The organism is Paenibacillus oceani (assembly GCF_014705615.1).
Classification (GTDB): Bacteria; Bacillota; Bacilli; order Paenibacillales; family NBRC-103111; genus Paenibacillus_AB; species Paenibacillus_AB oceani.
On the sequence record NZ_JACXJA010000035.1, the window covers coordinates 31780 to 53283 of the forward strand.

Genomic DNA, 21504 nt, shown 5'->3' on the forward strand with positions numbered 1-21504 from the left:
GGAAAACGGATAACCCGAAACTTTCGTTGTGATTTTTTTATTATATTGAAGTTTTACCGGATGCAGATGAGATGCATGGGTACGGGAGAATCCGATTATTCCTTGGTTTTGCCCACCAACACGGAAAAAAAGCTCCGCAATCGAGATAACGCGATTGCGAAGCTTACAGTCTTACTTATCTCCCAGAACGTTAACCAACAACTGGGCACTCTCTGCACGTGTAGCCGTTGCAGCGGGCTCAAGCTCCCCGGCGGATCTGCCTTGCATCCAGCCGCGGACGACGGATACCCGAATCGCTTCGAGTGCCCATTCGCTGATCGCCGAAGCATCGCGGAACATCGCCAGATCATGCTCGCCTTCGACAGAACCGTACTTCTTCGTCCAAGCTCTGGTCAGCATCAACGCCATCTGTTCACGGGTAATCGGGCTGTCCGGATCGAAGCGGTCCAGATCCACCCCGTCCACGATTCCTTCTGCGACCGCCGCGCTGATGACCGGATAGTGCCAGTCGTCTTTACGGACGTCGCGGAATCGGTTCATCGCCGTATCCGCCCTGTTCGTTAGACCGAATGTCCTTACGAGCATCGCAACAAATTGGGCTCGGGTGACGGTATCGCCCGGGGCGAAGTTTTGTTCGGTTACCCCTTGTACGACCTGCCTGGCGCTTAACGAACGGATCGCCGGATACGCCCAATGTGTAACCGGAACGTCCGCATACGTACGATTGTACTCCAGCACCGCATACATACTGAAGTGCGTAAGCTCCACATCCAGCTTATCTCCGTTACGTTGGCCGCCCGCGTAGTGTACCGTCCCGTCATCGATATAGTAAATGCCGAGCAGCTCCGCATCCCGGCTGTCGTCGAATTTCAACGAAAGCTGTATGGGCTGGTTGAAGCGGGTATAAGCGGATTTCGAACCGTCCGGGCGAACAGCCGACAGTTCCAGACGAACCGCTTCGCCGGCCGGACGAATCGTGACGTGGTCCGAAGCTCCGGCTCCTGCCGACAAGGCTCCGCCGATCTCACTTTCGCTCAAGACGTCGATCGTCAAGGCGATCTGCGCGCCGCTGTCGGCCGTGACGCCCAGCGCTTTGGAGAGTTCCTCCAGCAGCTTGGCGGGAATCCGGACCACCACGTTATTTTTGGATACTTCCAATTCGGAATCTTTCAATAGCTCAAGCGCGTGGGCCGGAAGAATCAATTCTTTGTTGTCCGCCTGCAGAGTCAAACTTGTTTTACCATCCTTTGGCTGCAATTCGCTTTCCTTAACCTGCTGCCGCCCTTCGCTCACAGGCGAAGGTTGAGGTACCGGTTCTGACGGAGCGCCCGGGCCTGGACTGGTGTCGTCCGTTTCGGGCTCGCCCGGCTCCGGCGTTATCGAAGCTACCGTGACCGGCACAGCAGCGCTTTTGCCCCCGTACACCGCCGTCACAACCGTCGAACCGGCCTGCATGCCTGTAACGTTCCACCCGTCAACGGACACAATCCCGCCGGGATCGGAAGATAACGTCACTCCATCGGTTACAAGGAAGCGATGACCGCTGTCAAACTGACCGTACACGAATGTCATCACCGTTTCGCCGACCTCGATGTGCGTCTTGGCCAGTTCGAGCTCAATCGAATTCAGAACGGGCGTCTGCGGCTCCTCTTCGCTTACCGTGACAGTCATGTGGGCGATACTCCCACCGTACACCGCTTGTACGACTGCGCTTCCGGCAGCATGAGCCGTCAGTTCCGTACCGGAAATCGAGACGATTCCGGCCGGCGCGGCATTGAATTGGGCCAGCGGAGAAACGTCATAGGCTAGCGGACCGTACGTTCCGCGGACTCGAACGGACTGCTTGCCGCCCGGCTTCATATCCAGATGCAAGGTATCGAAAGCAAGGGCCGTCAACGGATGTATGGTAACCGCCGGCAAGTCGACGGTGCCGCTTTTGCCGATTCCGTCCACCACGCTGTAAGTTTTATAAAGATGAGTACCTGGAACGGGTGCCGGTATCGTCACCGTAACGGGGTTCGCTTCTCCTGCCCCGGCCGCCTGAGCAACGATCGCATCCCCTTCCTTCACGAGAATCGTCGAACCGTTCGTCGCCGTCACTTCGAACGAAATCGCGGCGCCTTGCACAACGTGCGACACAGGATCGCGGCTTACCGCCAACGATGTGCGCTCTTCGGGCAATACGACCGTCGTTACGCTGGCGTTATCCGCGTATACGGAAGCCACATACGAGCTCGCGCCGATCAGTATCAGCCGGATGAATTTCGCTCCGGCGGGCGCCGGTGTCTCCAGCGTTACCGTGTCCCACTGATTCATCGCAGACGTAATTTCCTTGCTCATCGCGACTCCCGGAACGACAGCCAGCTCCTTGCCCGAAGCATCATGGTAGCGCACTTGAAGGATCGGACGATTGGAGCTGCGGCCCGGAGGATTGCTCGTCCTGTACACATCCAGGCTCGCCGTGTAGGTACGCCCCCCGATCACCGGAATAAGCGCGGAATCAACCGCGACCTCAAGCGCCGTCTCGTTATCGAATAACCGCAGGCTGCTCAAGCCGCTCTTCGCCCGCTCGGCGGATATCTCGACAGCGGCCTGCTTGCCGTTAAGCGTTTCGGGTTTCCGGACAGACCAGCCCGGAATGGAACCATCGGCGGCAAGCGGTTGCTCGAAGCCGGGATTTGCAACATCCAGCTCCTGGGCAGACGGCCCTTGGGGCGGCGCTTCCGTTGCGACTTTTTTGAACAGCTGCACGTTATCGAAATAAGACGTGCCTACCCAGGCCAGCGAGCAAAACAGCACCAGCTTGCCGGTCACGGCGCCTTCCGGCGCGATCGAGCTGAAATCCGCCTTCGCCCAGCGCTGGCTTGGGGATGAGAAGTAGTTGGCCGGCGCCGGCGTAACTTTTATTTCCTTGCCTGCCGCATCGTAATATTTCATCGAGAAGATCGTTCGGCCGCTGCTCAAATAAATATCCGCTTTTCCCGTGTACTCCAGACCCGGAGTTACCGGAAACGGAATCGAGATCACGCCCGTCTCGGCCGCCGCGGACGTATCGGCAATTTTCAGGCTGTTTTGTCCTCCGTTTGCCTGCTCTTGCGTGACGTAATATTCCGCTTCGCCGGTCCGATAGCCGAATCGATCCCAGCCGGGAATCGTTCCGTCGGCATTCGTCTGCTCGAAGCCGCCATTGACGATAGGCACCTCGACATCTGTATACACCGGCGGCCGTTCCTTCGATACTGTAATTTTTTTCAGCACGGACGCTTCATTATAATAAAGGTTGCCGTCCGGACTGAGCACCATCAGATTCGTTTTCGTGCCGGGAATTTTCGCAAATGCCATGGTGGAAGGGTCAACGGCTACGATTTGGCTGCCGAGTGTCGTATACAAGATGCCCTCCGCATCCCAGCGCAGCTTTACCGGCACCCAGGAATGGTCGAATACCCAGTCCGTAGACGTAATTTCCTTTTGCTTGACGATCTCGTACGTATCGGGATTCATGGCGAAAATGGTGCCGTACGCCGCGCCCCAAAGGAGACCGTCCGGACCGAACGCCAAGCCGCCGATCGCTTTGGGCTTCGTCCCCCCGACTTGCCGGATCTCGGGCACAAACTCGGCTACCTTCTGCTTGGCCTCGACGTCCCAGACGAACATTTTCGCTTCTTGCGCGGCAGGCTCGATCCCGAGTCCGCCCCACACCGTCGTGGAGCCGTACAGTTTGCCGTTGCGATAAGCCAGCCCCATAATGCTCTGATTGTCTACAACGTTGCGGAACGTCTCCCAAGCCGTTCCGTCATAGACGGAGATGGCTCCGCCGAGCTTGCCGAGCTTCGGAATCGTTCCTGCGAACAGCTTATTGTCCCCCGTCGTCAAAACAAACGGCCGGTCCTGCTCGAAGCCGATCTCGTGAATTTGACGCGGATTGACGCCGCGTTCGAGCGGCTTCGTCGTATCCAGCTCATGCATATGGGCGGACGGATATTCGCCAAAAATCATTTTGTCGCCGTAGGCGATCATCCCTTCGGCCTGGCCCATGCTGAACAGTTCTTTCTCTCCGGTGACGATATTATAACGCGCCCCGTAGCTGCCCTGATATCCCGTACTGTACAGCAGTCCGTCCGGACCGAATTCCAGCGACTGAATCGAGACCGCCGTGCCGGGGACGACCGGCATCCAGGACTTGACGACGTTCGTCGTAAAGTTCGCCAGCGCTACCGCTCCGTTGAACAACACGGTCACGAGCGACTTTCCCGGAAGCTCCGGATCGCCTTGAACGTCCACCCAGGCGCCTCTGCGAAAGTAAGAGCCGAATACCGCACCGGTCGGCGCGGACACGCGCGTATCGAGGTCGAACGAGTGAAATTTCCCGTCTGCGACATAATACGTTTTTCCGTCCAACTCCGGCGAGACGTACATGCCGCGGTAATTATCGGCCACATCCGGCAGCCACTCCTCCGCCGTCAGATCGTAAATGAGCAACTTGTTCGGAGTGGAGCTCATATGGATGAACAGAAAATCGCGAACGACGCTCATCGCATACACCGTCGGCTCATTTCCCGGGGTAAAGCCGCCGTTGGCCGGGAACGGGATACGAGTTTTGCTGCCGTCGGCGGGATTCATCTTGTACAGCTCGCCGATCGCACCGGTGCCTGCATACAGAAACCCGTTGTAATATTCGATAGCGCGAACATATTCCGTGGCCGGCGTCATCTTGCCGTAGTCCGATAGCTGGTTCGTCCGGGGATCGTATTTGAAGACCGCCCCTGTCGGATACGTTCCGCCGTATACGACTCCCTGCTCGTCCACCGTCAGACCGTACAAGGTGGACGATCCAGCGGGGGACCCGAGATTCGTGACCGTTTTCGTAACTGGCGAATACCGGAACAAATATTTGGCGGAGGTGATGTAGACTTGACCTTGCGCATCGACGACATGACCCCAGGATTGCCCTCCACCGGCCAGAGGAAGCGAACGGATCAGGCCGTAGTTGCTCAGATCGACCACATTGAAATAGGCCGGGTTGTCCGCCACGTTCGGATTTCCCGTTACGGTGGTGTACATGACCGGCTTCCCGTCCTCGAAGCCGTAAGAGCTGTCCACGACGGCAGGCGTTGTCACCATCGTCCCGATATCCTCGGGCGGCGAGAACGATCTCGGCACAACATCGGTGGCGGCTTGCGCCGGCACAGCCGGGAGCAGCGGCACTGTCGCTGTGACGGCGACGGAAGCAATCAGCAGCCCGGCCGCGGCCTTGCGGAATTTTCGCATAGCTTTTGGTAGCATGGAATGCACTCCTTCATTATCGTATGATCCGTTCAACTACTCGAACAAGCTTTCGTTCAACAGGCCCAGGAGCAGTCCGGCCGAAGCGACCGCATTCGTCCAGCCGCTCTCGTCGGTCGCCTTCCAGGCTTCCCAACTGTTCATCAGCTCGCCCCCCCCTCAGTGCAGTGTCCAGATAGTCCCGCTCTCCCGTAAAGAGGTAAGCCTGAATAAACGCGGCATGGGCGATACTCTCGAAATGCGGATTCATGCTCGGCGGAAGCTCCCGCGAGGCGCGTTCGCGCCCGATGGCCGCGAGCTGCGAACCCGTCAAAGGCAAGGTCCGAATTCGAGCCAGCTCTCGGTATAGATCGGGAACCCGGCGGCCATGCTTCCTTCCCATTCCAGCAGCGAGCCTGCAGGCAGCCCGTTCCTGGGTTCGGTCAGACGCAGCTTCTCCAGCGTCCTGCGGGTTTTGGGGAAGTCCAGTTTCCACCCAAACAGGCGCGAGGTGGGAAAATCGAACGCGCTGACCGCTTCCGCATATAGCTTTCCTCCAGACTCCACATAGTTCCACAGCCGGGTGACGTTCTCGTGCGAAAGAACCGTTTCCTCCTCAAGCTTTGTCGTGCCGATCAGCAGAACGGCTCCGTATGACTCCAGCGGCTCGCTGTCCAGCTTCTCGAGCGGGAACGCTTTCATTTCCCCGGCCGGTTTATAATGAAGCGGTTCTGCCGAAAATACGGCTGTTTTCATCGGTCTCTCCTCCTTGTCCTACGAGTGCAATATAAATTTTTAAATGCGTATTGTGGTGCATATGTAGTATTTTAAATCTGAGTGAATAATAGCATAATTATTTTAAAACGGTCAATTGGTTTTTTGTAGTCTGGTAAATGGGAATAAAACCCTGTTGCAGAAGCGACGTGCGAGGATTCCCTTAACCGGTAATTCTCCTTGGCCGGGCTTCCCTTAGGCGGATCTTCCGGCTCGCCATAGCGCTTGGCATTGTGCTGTTGGGGCTGTTGGGGTTGGCGTCTTGTCGAGTCTGTAAGGGGCGCTTGAGGAGCAAGGGGGAAAGAGGCAAGAATCACCAAGGTTGCCAGGGTAGCAGAGCAGCCAGGTTCGCCAGAGTTGCAAATGTCGCTAGGTTTGCAAAAGTCGCTAGGTTTGCAAAACCCGCTTGGGTCGCTAGGGGCAAGTCGTTTTTCGCGGTCGCGTTCGCCCTTCTGCCTTGCGTATAGCCAGGAAAAATCCGAATAGGAGCGGTTTGTACCCGTTATTTTGCCCAATACCCGCTTGGATGAGGAAATAAGAGCGGTTTGGAGCTGCTATTTTCTGCGAAACAGGTACACCCCTTATCCGTTGGCTGAAATAAAGGGTACAAACCGCCTCTATTAGCCTTTGTCCTCCGAATATACCGAAAATAGAGGCTGCCAGAGACCCTTATTACGTTTGTCCGTCCAGTTGGCTACGAAACCACAAATAACCCAGGCAAACGTAACCGTTCACCCGGGCTTCTTTGTATTGTTCGTCCAATGAGATTTACGCGTTTACGCGGTTCTTACACAGTCAGCTGTTTATTAAACAACCGGATCAGCCCTTCCTCGTCGACCAATCGCGAGAAATATTGCCCCAGGCATCCGCCCAATACTTGAATTTCGTCGAATGACAGCTTCAGCCGATCCAGCGACGCATAATGGGGAATCAATTCCCTGTGCAGCTCCAGACGGGCCGGCTTGTTCGGCAATTCGGGCTGTTCCGACTCCGTTATCCATTTATTCGCAGGCAGACTGAACGACTGGCGGCGGATGAACGACTGGCTTTGCTCGGACAACAAATAATCCGCGAAGCAGCGGGCCTCCTCCTTCCGCGCAGACATCGCCCCTACGGCGATGCCGGTCGCGAGCAGCAACGTATCGCGGGTGCGCGACTTCGGAAGCTGAGCGATATCGAACGGGAAATCGGCGCCGATCAATTGATTCAACCGGTAATAGGTCGTCAGGATCACCGAAGCTTTCTGCTGCTTGAACAGCTTCTCGGCATCATGCTCCCCGAAGGACATCACAAGCGGGAACAAACCGTCCTCATGCATAAGCTCGCGGATGAACCGCAGCAAGCCCATCATCTCCGGATCGCCGATCGACAGCCTTCCGTTTCCGTCGCGAAGAAATTCCGCCCCGTTCTGCAGAAACAAAATCGGCCATCGGGTGTAGGAGGACAAATGGAAAAACAGGCCGAACCGGTTTGCCGAGGAAACCTTGACCAGCGCCTCGCGCAAATCGTTCCAATCCCAGCTGCTGTCCGGCTCGAACAGGCGGCACTGGCGAAAATGCTCTTTATTGTAGCAGAGAATGACGGGTGAGAAAATAAACGGCCTGACCGCTACCTGATCGTCCCCGGTCGCAAATAATTCGTTCAAAAACGGGTAAGTCTCTTGCGGCTTGGGGTACAACTCGAGCGCATGCAGGTTGTTGTTCTCGCGGAAATGCAGGTAATCGGTATGGTTCAGCGTAATGACGTCGACGATTCCGGATTGCAGCAGCTGATTGACGCTTTCCGCCTGGAAATAAGGCAGCTTCAGCGGCTCGACACGGATATGCGGATGCTGCTCCTGGAACCGTTCAATCAGCTGTCCGATATTCGCTTCCTCGTACAGGGAAGGATATACGCCGAAACGGACGGTCGCTTGTTGTGGACGTGACGCCACTTGCGTGCCGACTCGGGGGATTTTGTGAATGAGCCCGTCCTCCACCAGCTTCTCCAGTACGAGGCGCACGGAGTTTTTACTTAGCTGGAATTGATCCGCTAATGCCGTTTCCGCAGGTAAAAAATCGCCGGGCTTGTAAACTCCCTTCAGGATGTTCTGGCGGATGGATTGCATCAGGTCGTTCAATCGATTCTGAAACGTGTTGCGGTCAGGTTTGGCCATCTGTCTTGCTCCTATATGCTTGATTGGTTTTTGTAAAATATTCTCACCGATTCTGGTATGCATATAGTATACAAAATTGGCCGATTAATTGCTATATGGATCTATTATATAAACCAGATTCGATGGTTTGGGGAAACGCCGCTTGTCTGAAACCGAAAAAAGACGCCTGACGGTCCAGCCGCCAGACGTCTTTGCTTCAGTGCAGGTCGAGTAACGTATTGCCTGCGGGCGCGCTCAGCACAGCAGCGGTCTTCAGAAGGTTAGCCACAGTGTCGTCCGAATAACATTCGGAGAACAGCGTATTCGATCCCGGCTGAACGCTCCAAATGAACGTATGGCTCGCCGTTGCCGTATCGGCGGCATTGTAGAACATACAGCCGCGGAATAAGGTAGCCGGTTTGGTCGTCCCGTTCTCCTCGATGCGGATGGCGTAGTCGGATACGGCGATATCTTTCTCGAAGCGGCAGTTTACGAATTCGGTCATCATATCCCGATTGTCCGCGTTACGGACGATCCCGATTTTCTGCAATCCGCTCAGAACCGCCTGTACCGAGTCGAAACGGATGCGCCCGGTTGTGCTTACTTCCATCCCCCCGGTTACCGAGCAGCGGGTCATATTCAGGTTGCCGGCAGTGGTCAGTTGTCCGATCGATTGTTCGTTTCCGGTAAAACGGCAATTGTCGAAGCTCGCCTCTTGAAAATCTTTGAGCACGATCACGTGGAGCAAGCAATTCCGGATCTCGAGCGTCGGCGTTCCTTGAAGCGCTTTCACAATTAGGGCGATATCGGCGTCGACGCAGGAGCAATCGTTCACGAACAATTGCAGCTTCGTATTGTTGGATAAGACAATATCGCCGGAGGTGGCTGTTTTCGACGCCAGAAGTGCGGGATCGGCCGCGGAATGATCATACAAACAATCGCTGATCCGGATCGTCGCCTTCTTGTCGTTGCCTGCACACAACACGCCTACCGCATTTTGTCCGGAAGCGGTTACATCTACCCGGAAATAACATTGATTGAGCGTGACCGTATCGTTTGCATGATAAGCGTTAATCGCCATTCCGATCCGCGAACCGAATACGAAGCAGCCGGTGCAGGCTACCGAGAAACGGTCCCCCTTGCTGTCACTTGCGATAATCCCGTACAGGCCGTTGCCGATTGCGACGCACGAATCCAGCAAATACGGCGCCGTCGACGTATGGTACGGTCTGTTCACGCCGGGAGCGACTGTAAATCCGCAATGAGTGTTGTTCTCGGCTACGCACTGGGAGTAGGTGACGTTTTCCGAGTTTTCCGACCAGAAGCCCGCGTTAAATTCCGCGCCGCCGTACAGTCTGGACTGGTCATGGCCGTCATAAGCATGGCATTGGGAGAAAGAAACGTTCCAGCTCCCTTGCTCGCAGACGAATCCGATCCGCGTGTAATCATGCGCCGTGCACCGGTCGAACCGGACATCATCGCTTCCCGAAAGGTAGACGGCGTCGCCGTAATTGCCCCGCCCGCGCTTCATCAAGCAGTTCTCGACGATAACCCGGCTGCATCTCTCGATCCTCAGCGGCGACATGACACTGTTGCGAAACGTACAGTTGACGAGCCGGATATCGGTAGAGTTGTACAGGTAGCAGGCAAGACCGCCGGTGAATGAATTGTAATTCGAGCTATTCCAAACGGGCGGATCGGCGCTGACTCCTCCGTCAAATATCATGCCTTCCAAGGAAAGTCCGGTTCTGCCGACCATCCTTACAAAATTGTATTTGTTGGCGGTCGGTGTAACGTTCTCCACGACGGCCTTGCCATAGGCAAACCAGGAAGTCGTTATAAGCAGGCCGTAAGCTTTGTACGTGCCTTCGGGGAAATACAATCGTTTGGATGCTGCCGCCGCCTCATTATCGGCCAGTTGGATCGCGGAGCTGTCGTCCGTTACACTATCCCCTTTCGCTCCGAACCATCGCACGTTGTAGTAATCGGTTTCCATAATTCGTTTAAATCTCATTCCTCCGACCGTAACGAGCAGCGTGCCTGTGTTATCCGAAGACGTCGTGTCCAGCGGATCGTAGATGAAGTGACCTTCTTGCCCCGGGTCCGTCACCAAGTAAACGAAATCCGTATGAGGCGAAGCATCGGCTCGCAGTTCCGCCATCGTAGTCGGAACGACATAAGATACATCCAGCAGTTCCTTCAGCTTGTGTTTGTCCGGCGGCCCTCCGTATACGGAATGCTGCACCGAATTACCGGGGTTCCCTTGACCGTATGCAGTTCCGGACAGCTGACCAGGCAGCACGAATCCCGCTACCGCCGCCGCACCCGTCAACCCGATTGACGCCAACGCTTGCCTCCGGCTGAGCCCGGTCCGTGCCGCCTCTGTCTTTGCGTTCTCCCTCTTTTCTTGCTCCGTCTCTCCGATTTCCCGATTCATCCATTTCGCCTCCCGCGGATTAGGCCGAATTCGCCTTGAATTTGTCCAGTGACCGGTTATGGCCGGCTACTTCGCTCCCGTGTAAAGCTTCATTTTGTCAACTCCTTTCCAGCTTCGCCGACTCTGATGCGTATGGCCCGATCAGTATGTAGCTCCGGACTGCGTATGGTGACCGAATTCTCTTCATCTTTCAGAATCAGCCAATTGTAATCGCTTACATCTTAATTGGAAAAATCGGCCGCCTATTCGCGGCATCCTTGTTAATTCGGCTGGTCCTTTCGCGCTTCACCTCCTTTACTGATCCCGTTAACGCCACCATAGCATGGAAATCGATTTCTATATAGTTAATTAAGAATACGATTTCTTTCATACTAATTGGCGTTATAACAGAATAAAATTAACACCTATGGGCTTATTATATTATACGTATTCTTTAAATGTAAACAAGAAAATCCCCGGAACGTCTAACCGGCTTTGGAGGCAACCTTTTCAGTCGAACTCCCTCCCTCCTAGCGACGATAAACAATATTCGGCTAACCGCCAACGGTTCCCCCGTCATATAGAGCAGCCCGTTCCGAAGGAGTCCCCAGGCAACAATCCATCCTATTATCTAAGAGTTAAACTCTTCTATGAGAACCAGAGCAACCCGTTTATGCAAGCTGCCTCTCTTGCGGAGGAAGCTCCGGACAAACCGTGTCGCGTCTGCCCGGAATTCGGAGCCCTTTCCCAGGTTCAATCAAGTTCCGGCTTGTCCAGCTTGTATTTGGGCCGGTAGTAGCTGGGCGGCTGACCGGACCAGCGGCGAAACTGACGGGAGAAATGATTGAGACTCGCAAATCCGAGACGACCGGCAATTTCGCCGATCGACTCGTCCGTATTCGTCAACATCGGTATTCATCTTCTGTCTGCTGATATATTGCCGGGGAGAGATGCCATACACCTTCGTGAAAATCTTCGTAAACTGCGTGCGGCTTAAGCCCTGCCGTTCGGCCAGCTCTGTAATCGTCACATCAGTGTACACCTGCTCATCGAGCATACGCTCGATCGCATGGGCCGTATCGACTTCCGCCGCCGAGCTGTATGTGCCCGAAGCCGATTCGCTGCCGGGCGCCGCAACCGGCTGCTGTGCAACGATTTCCGAGATCGCGAGCGTCACATAAGCCTGCAGCGCAAGCCTGCCGTGCAGCGGCAATTGTTCCAGCCAAAACCGTTTTCGCCGCTGCACGGATTCCAGATGCATCACAGACTCGGGCACATGAACGCGCAGCAGCGCCTCGAGACGATAACCCAGTTGTTCCAGAAATGGAGAAGTGCGCTCTGACGCCTCACGGAAGGAGATATGCTTGTAAGGCGGCGGAGCATCTGGGACTGCTGCCGGCATTAAACAACGCGGAGAAGCTGATCGGATCGTTCGGCAAAAACATTCCCAACTTCGCCAACAAAAATGTCAAAGCGCTGCTGTTCCCGAAAACGGCCGCCATTCAAAACACACACCGGTTTTATGGAATCGCCGCCTCGGAGATGTCGAATGCGCTCAATGATTATTTGGCCGGCAAAGATGCGAACTCGGCGCTTAGAGAAGCGTCCGAGAGGGCCGACAAGCGGGTAGCCGAGGCGCAAAGCGGAGCGAAATAAACGCCTATCGCCGCATAACATGAATGGACTTAGCAATGGAAATGAATTAGGGACGTCCTCGTTTTCAAATGAAAAGACCTCATATTCCACGGTATAGTGGAAACTGAGGTCCTTTTGCACGAATCCGTCAGTCCGGCAATTGTAGCTCGTACCGGTTGATCACGCTTTCGATGCTGTGCAGATCGGCACGGTACGGCGCGTGCACGACGATGCTGGATTCGGCGGCATCGAGATACGCATGATGGTTGGAATAGTCGACATCGTACCGAGCTGCTTCAACCTCCCGCTGGGCGGTATGCCAAGGGCGCCTCGAATCGATAACCGTGACGCTGTCCCTGACGATGCTCAGCGTGTCCTTGTTAAGCTCCGCGATGCATAGCGGATAACGCGGCATATTGCCGTTCGGATTGCCGTCCGTAATAATGCCGACGAAATAGATCCGGCCTTGCTTGTCCTGTACGAGATCGGGACTGGAGGAGGAGGAATACATCGGCTGCCCGTCTTCATAAGTCAGACGTACCGGCCGGTTCCATGTCCGCCCCTGATCGCGGGAGACGCTGATGAATTTCGTCCCAGGTATGTCGGGCCGCTTCATATTGCTGCCGCGCAGCACCATGATTAACGTCCCGTCGTCCAGCTCTTGAATGACGGGTTCGTATACGCCCCGGGTGGACTCCTCGGGGGTCACCTCCGCATACATGTCGCACGCTTCCCAATCGTATTGCAGCTTCTCCTCGTTCCAACTGCCGAGTAAACAGCCGGATTTGAAAAAGCCCATTCCCGTCGGATTGTAAATGTCCCCGTCAGCCCCGGCGATTTGCACTTGTATGCTAACAGCCAGCTTGCCCTTGTTGGGGCCGTCGCCGCGAATTTTGTGCATTTTGAATAAGGAGGTCACCATGTTCACACCGTAGGTAATGCCGGGAAACATCCGGTCGCGGTCGTAGCCCTCTTCGTTCTGGTGCATATAGATGGCATCCGTCCAGGTAGCTCCGTTGTCGAAGGACAAGCAGTAGTACATCCGTCTTTTTCTGAATAACGAGTGAATCTCCCCGTTCTGCCACAGCATCTCCGTGACGATCCGGATCAACGCCCTGCTATCCTCGTCATACATGCAGTCTCCGGCTATTTTACGCATCATATCGCGGCCGTGACCTACCCGATAAGGCAAGTCGAACACATCTATCTCCCGCCACGTCTTGCCGTTGTCCCGGGATGCCCGGTACAGGACGCCCTCGCCGCTGTCAGATTTGCCGAATAGATTGACGAATTGCAGCAAGTTCCCGTACCCGGGACGGGACGGATTGCCGGCGTAGACGGTAACGGCGTTAAGCAGAGCATAGCCGGGACGCGAGATCGCATTTTCGTGAACGGCAATCCCCAATATGCGGCTCCCCATTCGTTCAGCCAAGAGGCACACCTTCTTTCGTAAATCGGATCATTACTGCTCCATCCTTCCTGGAGACAGCGCAAAGCCAATGCTGCCCGCCACTTTGCGTTACTGGTTTGGGGAACGATTCTTTGATGAAAGTATGAGATGGACTAATGTCTCTTATTACGTTACATTGTTTCTTAATACGTTAATTCGAGTATATATTCTCCTGATCGCGGCTGTCAATCTTTCTCTGCGCGCGCTAAATCACAAAATAAGGGTCTCCGGCACTCTATTTTTGGCATATCGGGATGATAGAAACGGATAAAAGCGGTTTGCACCCTTAATTTCAACAATTTGGTCGGACTGCACCTCATTCGCTGATTTTTACAGCCCCAAACCCGTCCAGGCGGATTTTGGACAAAATAGAAGCTATGAATCGCTCTTATCCGGTTCCTTCCTCTCTAAAACAAAAAGAACCCCCAGTTCGAGAGGTTCTTGATTATCGCGGTTCTGCACCTTGTATATTATCGTATCTCGACAAAAAAACAGTCAGTCAGGCTCTCAAACCGGCATCCCGTGGAAAGTAACCTCTTAAGCCGAGCGCCCCTCTTTGTCGGCGTCTGCTGCCGGGGCTGCCTGATCCTCGCGGTTAATTTGAACAAAAAGCATTTTATCTGTATTCAAGTAGGTTTTGGCAAAGTGCAGCACGTCGTCTGCCTGAACCCCGCGAATCCGGGTGACAAAGCTGTCCGGATCTACTTCTTCCTGATACAGATGCTTGATCGCCAGCCGCGAGTTGACGGCTTCCGGGTAGTCCTCCGCGATCAGGTAACGTCCTGTGATCGATTTTTTGGCCCGGAACAACTCGTCATCCTGCAACGGCTCCACTTTCAGGCGGTTCAATTCCTCCATAATGATATTGCGCGCCTCAGCGGTACGTTGCGGGTCCGTACCGACATATCCGGTAATAAATCCTTCGCTGATCCATGGACTTAAACTTGCGCCTACATCGTAGGCCAGTCCTCGATCACCCCGGATTCGCTTACGCAATCTCGAAGCGCTGCCTCCGCCCAGCACATGCAAGGCGATAAAACCTGCGTATTTGTCTCTGGATTCGATATCCGGTCCGTACATTCCCCAATGCAGCTGCGTCTGTCTAATATCCTTTGCGATGTAAATTGTACGGCCGTCAAGCGGACAGAGTCTAAGCTTCTCCAAGACAACTGGCCGAATCGGCTCAGAAGGCTTTGGAATCGACAGCGATTCCAATACTTGCACTAACGCGGCATGATCAATATGGCCCGTAACCACAAGTACAATATTGCCAGGCTGATAAAATTGATTGTGAAAACGCAGCAAGTCGCTGCGGGTAATCGAGGATACGGTAGCTTCCGTCCCTAATCGGCTGGCCCGCTCCGGATGCATGCCGCTAAGCATCCGCAGCAATTCTCTTCTGCCATATTCCCGGGGATAATCTTCCGCGCGCTTGATTTCTTCAATAACTACGTTTTTCTCCTTGCCGATCTCGTCTTCGGGAAAAGTAGAGTGAAACACCATATCGGTCAGCAACTCCACGCCCTGCTTCCACTCATCGTATGGCGTATAGATAAAATACTTCGTACGGTCGTTGCTAGTAGCGGCGCTCCGGCGTCCGCCGCATTCCTCTACCAGCTCATTCATTCGTTCCTTCGTGCGCGTCGTCGTTCCTTTGAACAGCATATGCTCCAGAAAGTGGGCGATTCCGTACGGATAACCGCTCTCATAGTGCCCGCCGGCCTTCACCCAGTAACATATTAATGTAGATACAGCCTTCTCGTTATGGTCGGTAATGACGGTCAACCCGTTGCTCAGCACGGTCTTTTCCAAACTCATCCCTCCATCACAGGTATTGGTATTCCTTGGAATACCGTCTAATCTACCCGATACGTTGACAAAAGTACAGTCTGTTTTCCCCACCCATTCTATGGTATAATATAGGCATAGAAACAAAGAAAAGCGTCCCGCAGGATAACAGCGGCAGGCGCTTTTCTTTTGTACGCCGTGGGTACGAATCCGCGATCCGAACTGGCCGCATCCGTTCTCGAAGCGAGAGTCGAATTTCTCAAGTCGTTTTACTTGACAGCTTTGTTCCCCGTTCCCTGACCGCGACCGGCTCCCCCAGCGGCTTCAAAACTTATAACCTATGAAATTCCACTCCGTATTGATTAAAGATCGCCTCGTATTTCGTTTCGAAGATCGTCCATCGATTTTCCGCTCCGTGCTTTTCCTGCAAAGCTCTCAAATACTGGTAAGCCGCGGCACTATCCTTGCATTGCAATAATAAATGAAAGCTCTCTTCGCCCAGATGTAAATAGGGACCTGAAGTATAATAATCGACAATCGATCTGGCACTGGTCATCGTATCATAAAACTGAATAGCTTCTTCCAATCCATCCAGCAGCGTATTCGTTAATTCCTTCATATTCGTATCGGGAGTGACGGCAAATCGGTCCGGAACGGATTCCGTTAGTTCCCCAAGCCTTGCTCTGAAATGACACTCCGCTTCATGGGGCGCCGTTACAAACTGTTTCGATTGAATCCGCGCCAGTTCGTCCGAGAATATGCCGCAGTTCACATAAAACATCACATGGCTCGCCGAGTTGCCGCCTGATTTTTGAAAATTAAACATATAAACAAGACTTTCTGATGCCTTATAGAAATTCAAGCTTTTTTTGGCGAAGCCGTGCTTGGAAAGGAACGGCTTTACGTCCTGTTTGATCAAGTCGTTAAAGATCTGCTGCAACACGATTCCTCCTAGATCCATCTGCAATTCATGATTCTCGCACCGATTACTTTAATTCAGCTAACCTTGACTCTTCCGATATTCGTCGGTCAGAACACTAGCAAACCCCCAGTTCTCCTCATCAATTTCTTGGATAACGATATGGGTATGCTCAGGCTTTTTGCCGAGCACCGTGACAAGGGTCTCCGTAAATTCCTTTACGATTTGAGCTTTTTGCTCACGGGTAGCACCCTTTGTGATTTGCAGATTGATATAGGGCATCTTCACTCTCCTCCATTCATTCCAAATAAGCGGGTGGTAGATATTCAAATCACACAACGAAAATTTAACGAGCTCATTGTACCATATTATGACATTGAGGATGGACTTCGTCCTATGAATATGATTCTTCCGGACTACTTCTGCTGGATCGAATCGGACTAGATACGTTAATAACAGCACAGCATAACAAAACCTCCGTCCAAGTTTAATCCGAATACTTAGACAGAGGTTAATGGAATGTCTTCTGTATGATTTACAACTCTACTGATAATGAGGATTCATGATGCATGATTTGTAGAAACCCGCTCCCGGCCGCGTCCGCTTCTGTGGAAAGATTAATTTTAATCAAGATTGGTTAGCCTTGAATTGTGGCGACTGATATAATTGCAGTGTGACTGGTAGGTCCTCGATTGAATCCAAGGAGGTTTTGGCACGTGTTTTGCATCGCATTCATTCGTATATGGAAATAAAAGGTACAGCCCGAGTAAACCCTTTCCTTACTTTTTGAAGTAACGGATCGGGCTTATTTGAACTGTGCCTTTTTCATTCACCAATACGAATGAACGGGGTGTTTTTTGTGTCCAATTTTTCCGCTCAGCATTTGCTGATCAATAAACCTCTTATCCAACAAATGATCGATCTCGCGAACATGACTCCAAACGATACCGTCCTGGAGATTGGTGCGGGACAAGGAGCGATCACCTTGCCGCTGGCTGCCAAAGCGTCACACGTACTAGCCATCGAAAATGATCCGGAGTATGCGCGCAAGCTGGCAAGCAAGCTTCAGTATTATTCCAATATCCGGATCAAACAAATCGATTTTTTGCAAATGTCGCTCCCTAAAGAGCCGTTTTGCGTAGTCGCCAATATCCCCTATTCGATCACCACTCCGATCCTGGCCAAGCTGCTCGGCGAGCCTAAGACGGTGAAACTGAAGCGGGCTGTGCTTCTTATCGAAAAAGGGGCGGCCAAACGGTTCACAGCTACTCCCATTATAGATCCGCGTACTCTCGCCTGGAGAATGTGGTACGAGATCCGGCTTATACGGTCGGTATCCCCCAGCCACTTTTCCCCGCCGCCTCGCGTGGATTCCGCCGTTGTAATCATTAGCAGAAAAATGGAGCCTGTCGTTCCTCCTCACTACCAGGAAAGGTTTCTCGCCTTCGCCGTATACAGTCTCCGCTATCTGAAGTTACCGTTTGACGAATCGATGGCCGGTGTGTTCACTCCTCCACAGTTGGCACGATTGACGAGAACGCTGAAGATCGACCGAAGTCAGCCGGTCTGTTGCTTGAGCGAGCAGCAGTGGGGCGAGTTATTTCTGGCGATGATCCGGCACGTCCAGCCGCATCGATGGCCCAAATTACCGAAGCATCGGTCCCGTAAAAGCAAATAGTGGCATAGAAAAAGCACCTTCTCAGGTGCTTTTTATTTTCGGAGTATCGGTATCCCTTTCAGCCAACCGGCATCATCACCCGCATAAATTTCCCGATCCGCTCCAGCGCTTTCTCCAAATCGACTAGCGAGGTTGCATAGGAGCAGCGAACAAAGCCTTCTCCTCCCGTTCCGAATACATGTCCCGGCACGACCGCCACGTTCGCTTCCTCCAGCAGCCGAAGAGCGAACTGCTCGGATGTCATGCCGGTAGAAGTTATGGAAGGGAATGCATAAAAAGCTCCTTCAGGCTCGTGACAGCGCAGCCCGATTGCATTCAGGCCCTCTACAAACAGCTTGCGTCGTTTATTATAGCTCGCCATCATCTCATCCTTGGCCGCCATTCCATGGCGCAGCGATTCCAGCGCGGCGATCTGTGCCAGAGTAGGAGCGCACATGGCCGTATACTGGTGAATTTTCAGCATGCCGACGATCAACTCCCGCGGGCCGCAAGCATAGCCTACCCGCCAGCCTGTCATCGCGAACGCTTTGGAGAAGCCGCTGATGACGATCGTGCGCTCCTTCATACCCGGCATGGATGCGATACTGACATGTTTTCTTCCATAAGTCAGCTCGGCATATACTTCGTCCGAAATGACAACCAAGTTATGTTGGATAATGAGCTTGACTAGTGGCAGCCAATCCTGCTCCGTCATCACCGTTCCGGTCGGATTACACGGATAATTGATCATGAGCACCTTGGAACGGGGTGTAATCGCCGCTTGCAGCGCTTGCGGGGTCAGCTTGAACTGTTCCTCTGCCGTTGCTGCCACTTCCACGATGGAGCCGCCTTGCAGATGGGTAATCGGTTCATAGGCAATATAGCTTGGCGCCGGAATCAGCACCTCATCGCCCGGATCGATTACGGTCCGCAGGGCCAGGTCGACGGCTTCACTGCTCCCCATCGTCACGATGATTTCCTGTGTCGGGTCGTAAGACATCGCGAAGCTGCCGGCCAAATAAGCCGAAATCTCTTCCCGCAACTCCATCAAGCCGGCGTTGGAGGTGTATTTCGTCTGCCCTTCCCGCAGTGCCTGGATGCAAGCTTCGCGCACCTTCACCGGTGTAACGAAATCCGGCTCGCCGACTCCAAGGGAGATCGTATCTCCGCCTGCTGTATTCAGATCAAAAAAAGCGCGTATTCCCGACGGCCGAATATCCCGTACACGCGAGGATAAAAACGAACCTGTCCTCTCTCTACTAATCATATTTCATCTTCCCCCATTCCTAATGGTCCGGCCTGAAACACGCTCCGCACCTGCTCGCTGATGATTTGAATCCCCCGCTCGATATTCTCATCCGTCACACGTGAAAAGCCAAGCCGCAACGTATTCGTCCCTTCGCCTTCTTGCACAAAAAACTTGTCTCCCGGAGTAAATATAACACCCTGGTCCGTGCAAGCTTCCAGCAGCCGTTGCGTATCTACGACTGACGGGAAGGTAAGAAACAAATGCAAGCCCCCGTCACCGGATAGCTGAGCCTCCGGGAGATGGGCTTCACAGCATGCCTTCGTCAGTTCATATTTGCGTTTGTATTCCAAACGTGCTTTTTTTACATATTTATCGAAATTTCCATTGATCAAATATTGATACAGGATCGATTGATCGATCGTCGACGTATGGATGGTGCGCGCCCGTTTCATGCTCTCCAGATGGTCGATTAGCGCCCGGTCTCCAAGCACCCAGCCCACTCGCAGGCCGGGGAACAGCACCTTGGAGAAGCTACCGATATAAATGACTCCGTTCCCACGTCCTGCAGTCGCGATTAAAGGCGATACATGCGCTCCCGAGTAGCGCAGCTCCTCGTTGAATCCATCCTCGATCACGGGAATCTGATAGTGCCTCATTAATTGGATAACGGCGCTGCGCTTCGCCGGCGACATGACGATGCCTGTCGGGTTGTGATACGAAGGAGTCAAATAGGCCAGATCGAAGCGGTTTGACTTCTGCAATACCGCCTCCAGCTGTTCCACGTTAATCCCGTCACGTTCCATCGGAATGCCGGTAATCTCAAATCGGTGCAGCTTCAAATTTTTGATCGCCGTATGATGGGTCGGATTTTCGCAAAGGGCCGATCCGCGGCGCGTTAAAGGACGCAGTGCCGACAGCACCAGGTCGAAGCCTTCGGTAAACCCGCTCGTGATCAGCATCTCTTTGCCGCTTGGATCGACGCCCTTATTCTCCATATAACGCATCAGGTAATCAATCAGCGGCTTGTAGCCCTTCGCATAGCCGTAGTTGAGCAGTACCTGTCCCTCGATAGCCATCCGATCCATAAAAGCACGACGCACATCTCCCAGATCGAACAGCCGCTCATCCGGAGCGATGCTTGTGAATGAGATCGTTCCTTTGCCTGCGCGGATACCCTGCTTCATCAGATCTAGCTCTACAGCCGATTGCGCATACTCGTTCATTTTGGCCTTCCAGTCGAGGTGCCAGGCGGCGGAGCTGTCGGCTCCTCCCTGCTCCGCATCCGGATGGCCCACCATGGCCACGTAGCTGCCTTTGCCGGGAATCGCATAAGTAAAACCGTCATCCTCCAGACCTTCATAGGCAGCGATGACCGTATTGCGGCTCACCTTGAGCAGGACGCTTAATTCTCGCGTGGAGGGCAGCTTCTGGTCCGCTTGAAGCGCCCCTTTTATAATTAGACGTTTCATATATTCTTTTACTTGGATGACGACCGGACGGTCGCCAGCTTGCTTGAAATCCTGGAACATCCTTTCATCGCCCCCATACTTAATGATCGCATAGGAAACAAAAGAAATATAGAACCACCGTACTGGATTTTTCATCCTACAGTGGTTCCTTCCCTTTTTGATATGTAGTGGAGTAATCCAAAACAACAACAAATTTGCTACTTCTTCGCCAAAAAACCCGATACAATTAATACTAAACCTGATAAAACGATGAAGAATTCGAAACCATACAGATTAATCCCTGGTTCGCCCTGGTATATAAACCGGCTAACATAAAAGAAATTCCTAACAACATAACTTTGATTGAACGCATCGCCATGCCCACCCCCGAAGTGCTTGTTCGCCAATTGCAAAGTTCCAGCCTCACCGGGTAATCGGGATCAATGTGAAGATCAACCCTATAGGTAGTAAAATAATACTACCTCCACCCCCATTTGATTAACACTACCAGGGCTTGGAAAGTTGCGAAATTTATATATATTATTCACTCTCCCTCCTCTAAGCACAAAAATACGCACACTTCTTAAGAAGTGTGCGCGAAATAACTGGAATCCATTTCCTTACTGCAAAACGTTTTTCTAGCCTCTTGAATAAATTCCTGCACAGCGGCAGGAATGCCATCTAATCCTTCTGCTCCTCCAACGAATAACCTGCTCGTGAGCAGGACTATGAACGACAGGAGCCGTTCCGCAGCATTCGCAACAAGGATCGC

Annotated in this window: 13 protein-coding genes and 1 pseudogene; 2 read left to right on the top strand and 12 right to left on the bottom strand. The window is 53.2% G+C overall.

Features of this window, described 5'->3' with window-relative positions; genetic code table 11:
* Positions 1-171: 171 nt before the first annotated feature.
* The 6 genes and pseudogenes from IDH45_RS23265 to IDH45_RS35330 all read right to left on the bottom strand — a co-directional run.
* The gene (locus IDH45_RS23265; protein ID WP_190930528.1) at positions 172-5283 is read right to left on the bottom strand and encodes an S-layer homology domain-containing protein; all 5112 of its coding nucleotides are present in this window, start codon (positions 5281-5283) and stop codon (positions 172-174) included.
* Between the two features lie 309 nt (positions 5284-5592).
* A complete protein-coding gene (locus tag IDH45_RS23270) occupies positions 5593-6018 on the bottom strand; it encodes a hypothetical protein (RefSeq protein ID WP_190930529.1) in 426 nt (141 codons plus the stop codon).
* A gap of 805 nt (positions 6019-6823) precedes the next feature.
* Positions 6824-8191: an extracellular solute-binding protein gene (locus tag IDH45_RS23275; protein WP_190930530.1), complete on the bottom strand. Its 1368-nt coding sequence runs from the start codon at positions 8189-8191 to the stop codon at positions 6824-6826.
* Positions 8192-8387: 196 nt separating this feature from the next.
* Positions 8388-10607, bottom strand: a complete 2220-nt coding sequence (locus IDH45_RS23280) for a right-handed parallel beta-helix repeat-containing protein (RefSeq protein ID WP_190930531.1) — start codon at positions 10605-10607, stop codon at positions 8388-8390.
* Between the two features lie 732 nt (positions 10608-11339).
* Positions 11340-11495 (bottom strand): helix-turn-helix domain-containing protein, encoded by a 156-nt coding sequence (locus IDH45_RS35325; RefSeq protein ID WP_223836903.1) that lies wholly within the window; start codon positions 11493-11495, stop codon positions 11340-11342.
* Between the two features lie 34 nt (positions 11496-11529).
* A pseudogene (locus tag IDH45_RS35330) lies at positions 11530-11988 on the bottom strand (hypothetical protein); the annotation flags it as partial.
* On the opposite strand from IDH45_RS35330, the gene IDH45_RS23290 reads away from it, so the two are divergent.
* The gene (locus tag IDH45_RS23290) at positions 11910-12242 is read left to right on the top strand and encodes a hypothetical protein (protein ID WP_190930533.1); all 333 of its coding nucleotides are present in this window, start codon (positions 11910-11912) and stop codon (positions 12240-12242) included. The pseudogene IDH45_RS35330 and the gene IDH45_RS23290 sit on opposite strands and share 79 nt — an antisense overlap.
* Positions 12243-12369: 127 nt before the next feature.
* Here IDH45_RS23290 and IDH45_RS23295 read toward each other — a convergent pair whose 3' ends face one another.
* The 4 genes from IDH45_RS23295 to IDH45_RS23310 all read right to left on the bottom strand — a co-directional run bounded on the left by IDH45_RS23295 (position 12370) and on the right by IDH45_RS23310 (position 16660).
* Entirely contained in the window at positions 12370-13653 is a 1284-nt protein-coding gene (locus tag IDH45_RS23295; RefSeq protein WP_190930534.1) for a sialidase family protein, read from the bottom strand.
* 555 nt (positions 13654-14208) lie between these two features.
* Positions 14209-15483: a M16 family metallopeptidase gene (locus IDH45_RS23300; RefSeq protein WP_190930535.1), complete on the bottom strand. Its 1275-nt coding sequence runs from the start codon at positions 15481-15483 to the stop codon at positions 14209-14211.
* Between the two features lie 307 nt (positions 15484-15790).
* Entirely contained in the window at positions 15791-16402 is a 612-nt protein-coding gene (locus IDH45_RS23305; RefSeq protein ID WP_190930536.1) for a DUF4304 domain-containing protein, read from the bottom strand.
* A 57-nt stretch (positions 16403-16459) separates the two neighbouring features.
* The gene (locus IDH45_RS23310; RefSeq protein ID WP_190930537.1) at positions 16460-16660 is read right to left on the bottom strand and encodes a tautomerase family protein; all 201 of its coding nucleotides are present in this window, start codon (positions 16658-16660) and stop codon (positions 16460-16462) included.
* A gap of 577 nt (positions 16661-17237) precedes the next feature.
* Between IDH45_RS23310 and erm the strand changes: the two genes are divergently transcribed.
* Positions 17238-18056, top strand: a complete 819-nt coding sequence (gene erm / locus IDH45_RS23315) for a 23S ribosomal RNA methyltransferase Erm (RefSeq protein ID WP_317891271.1) — start codon at positions 17238-17240, stop codon at positions 18054-18056.
* A 58-nt stretch (positions 18057-18114) separates the two neighbouring features.
* Here the strand turns inward: erm and IDH45_RS23320 are convergent, their stop codons facing one another.
* On the bottom strand, positions 18115-19302 hold the full coding sequence (locus IDH45_RS23320; RefSeq protein WP_190930539.1) for an aminotransferase class I/II-fold pyridoxal phosphate-dependent enzyme: 1188 nt from the start codon (positions 19300-19302) through the stop codon (positions 18115-18117).
* Positions 19299-20813 carry an aminotransferase-like domain-containing protein gene (locus tag IDH45_RS23325; RefSeq protein WP_190930540.1) on the bottom strand — a complete coding sequence of 505 codons (1515 nt, stop codon included), beginning with the start codon at positions 20811-20813 and terminating at the stop codon, positions 19299-19301. The genes IDH45_RS23320 and IDH45_RS23325 overlap by 4 nt, the downstream gene beginning before the upstream one ends.
* Positions 20814-21504: the final 691 nt, after the last annotated feature.

Coding starts and splice junctions, on each gene's coding strand:
- IDH45_RS23265 (WP_190930528.1), bottom strand. CDS start 5,283: ATGCTACCAAAAGCTATGCGAAAATTCCGCAAGGCCGCGGCCGGGCTG.
- IDH45_RS23310 (WP_190930537.1), bottom strand. CDS start 16,660: ATGCCCTATATCAATCTGCAAATCACAAAGGGTGCTACCCGTGAGCAA.
- IDH45_RS23270 (WP_190930529.1), bottom strand. CDS start 6,018: ATGAAAACAGCCGTATTTTCGGCAGAACCGCTTCATTATAAACCGGCC.
- IDH45_RS23325 (WP_190930540.1), bottom strand. CDS start 20,813: ATGTTCCAGGATTTCAAGCAAGCTGGCGACCGTCCGGTCGTCATCCAA.
- IDH45_RS23280 (WP_190930531.1), bottom strand. CDS start 10,607: ATGAATCGGGAAATCGGAGAGACGGAGCAAGAAAAGAGGGAGAACGCA.
- IDH45_RS35325 (WP_223836903.1), bottom strand. CDS start 11,495: ATGTTGACGAATACGGACGAGTCGATCGGCGAAATTGCCGGTCGTCTC.
- IDH45_RS23320 (WP_190930539.1), bottom strand. CDS start 19,302: ATGATTAGTAGAGAGAGGACAGGTTCGTTTTTATCCTCGCGTGTACGG.
- IDH45_RS23290 (WP_190930533.1), top strand. CDS start 11,910: ATGGAGAAGTGCGCTCTGACGCCTCACGGAAGGAGATATGCTTGTAAG.
- IDH45_RS23275 (WP_190930530.1), bottom strand. CDS start 8,191: ATGGCCAAACCTGACCGCAACACGTTTCAGAATCGATTGAACGACCTG.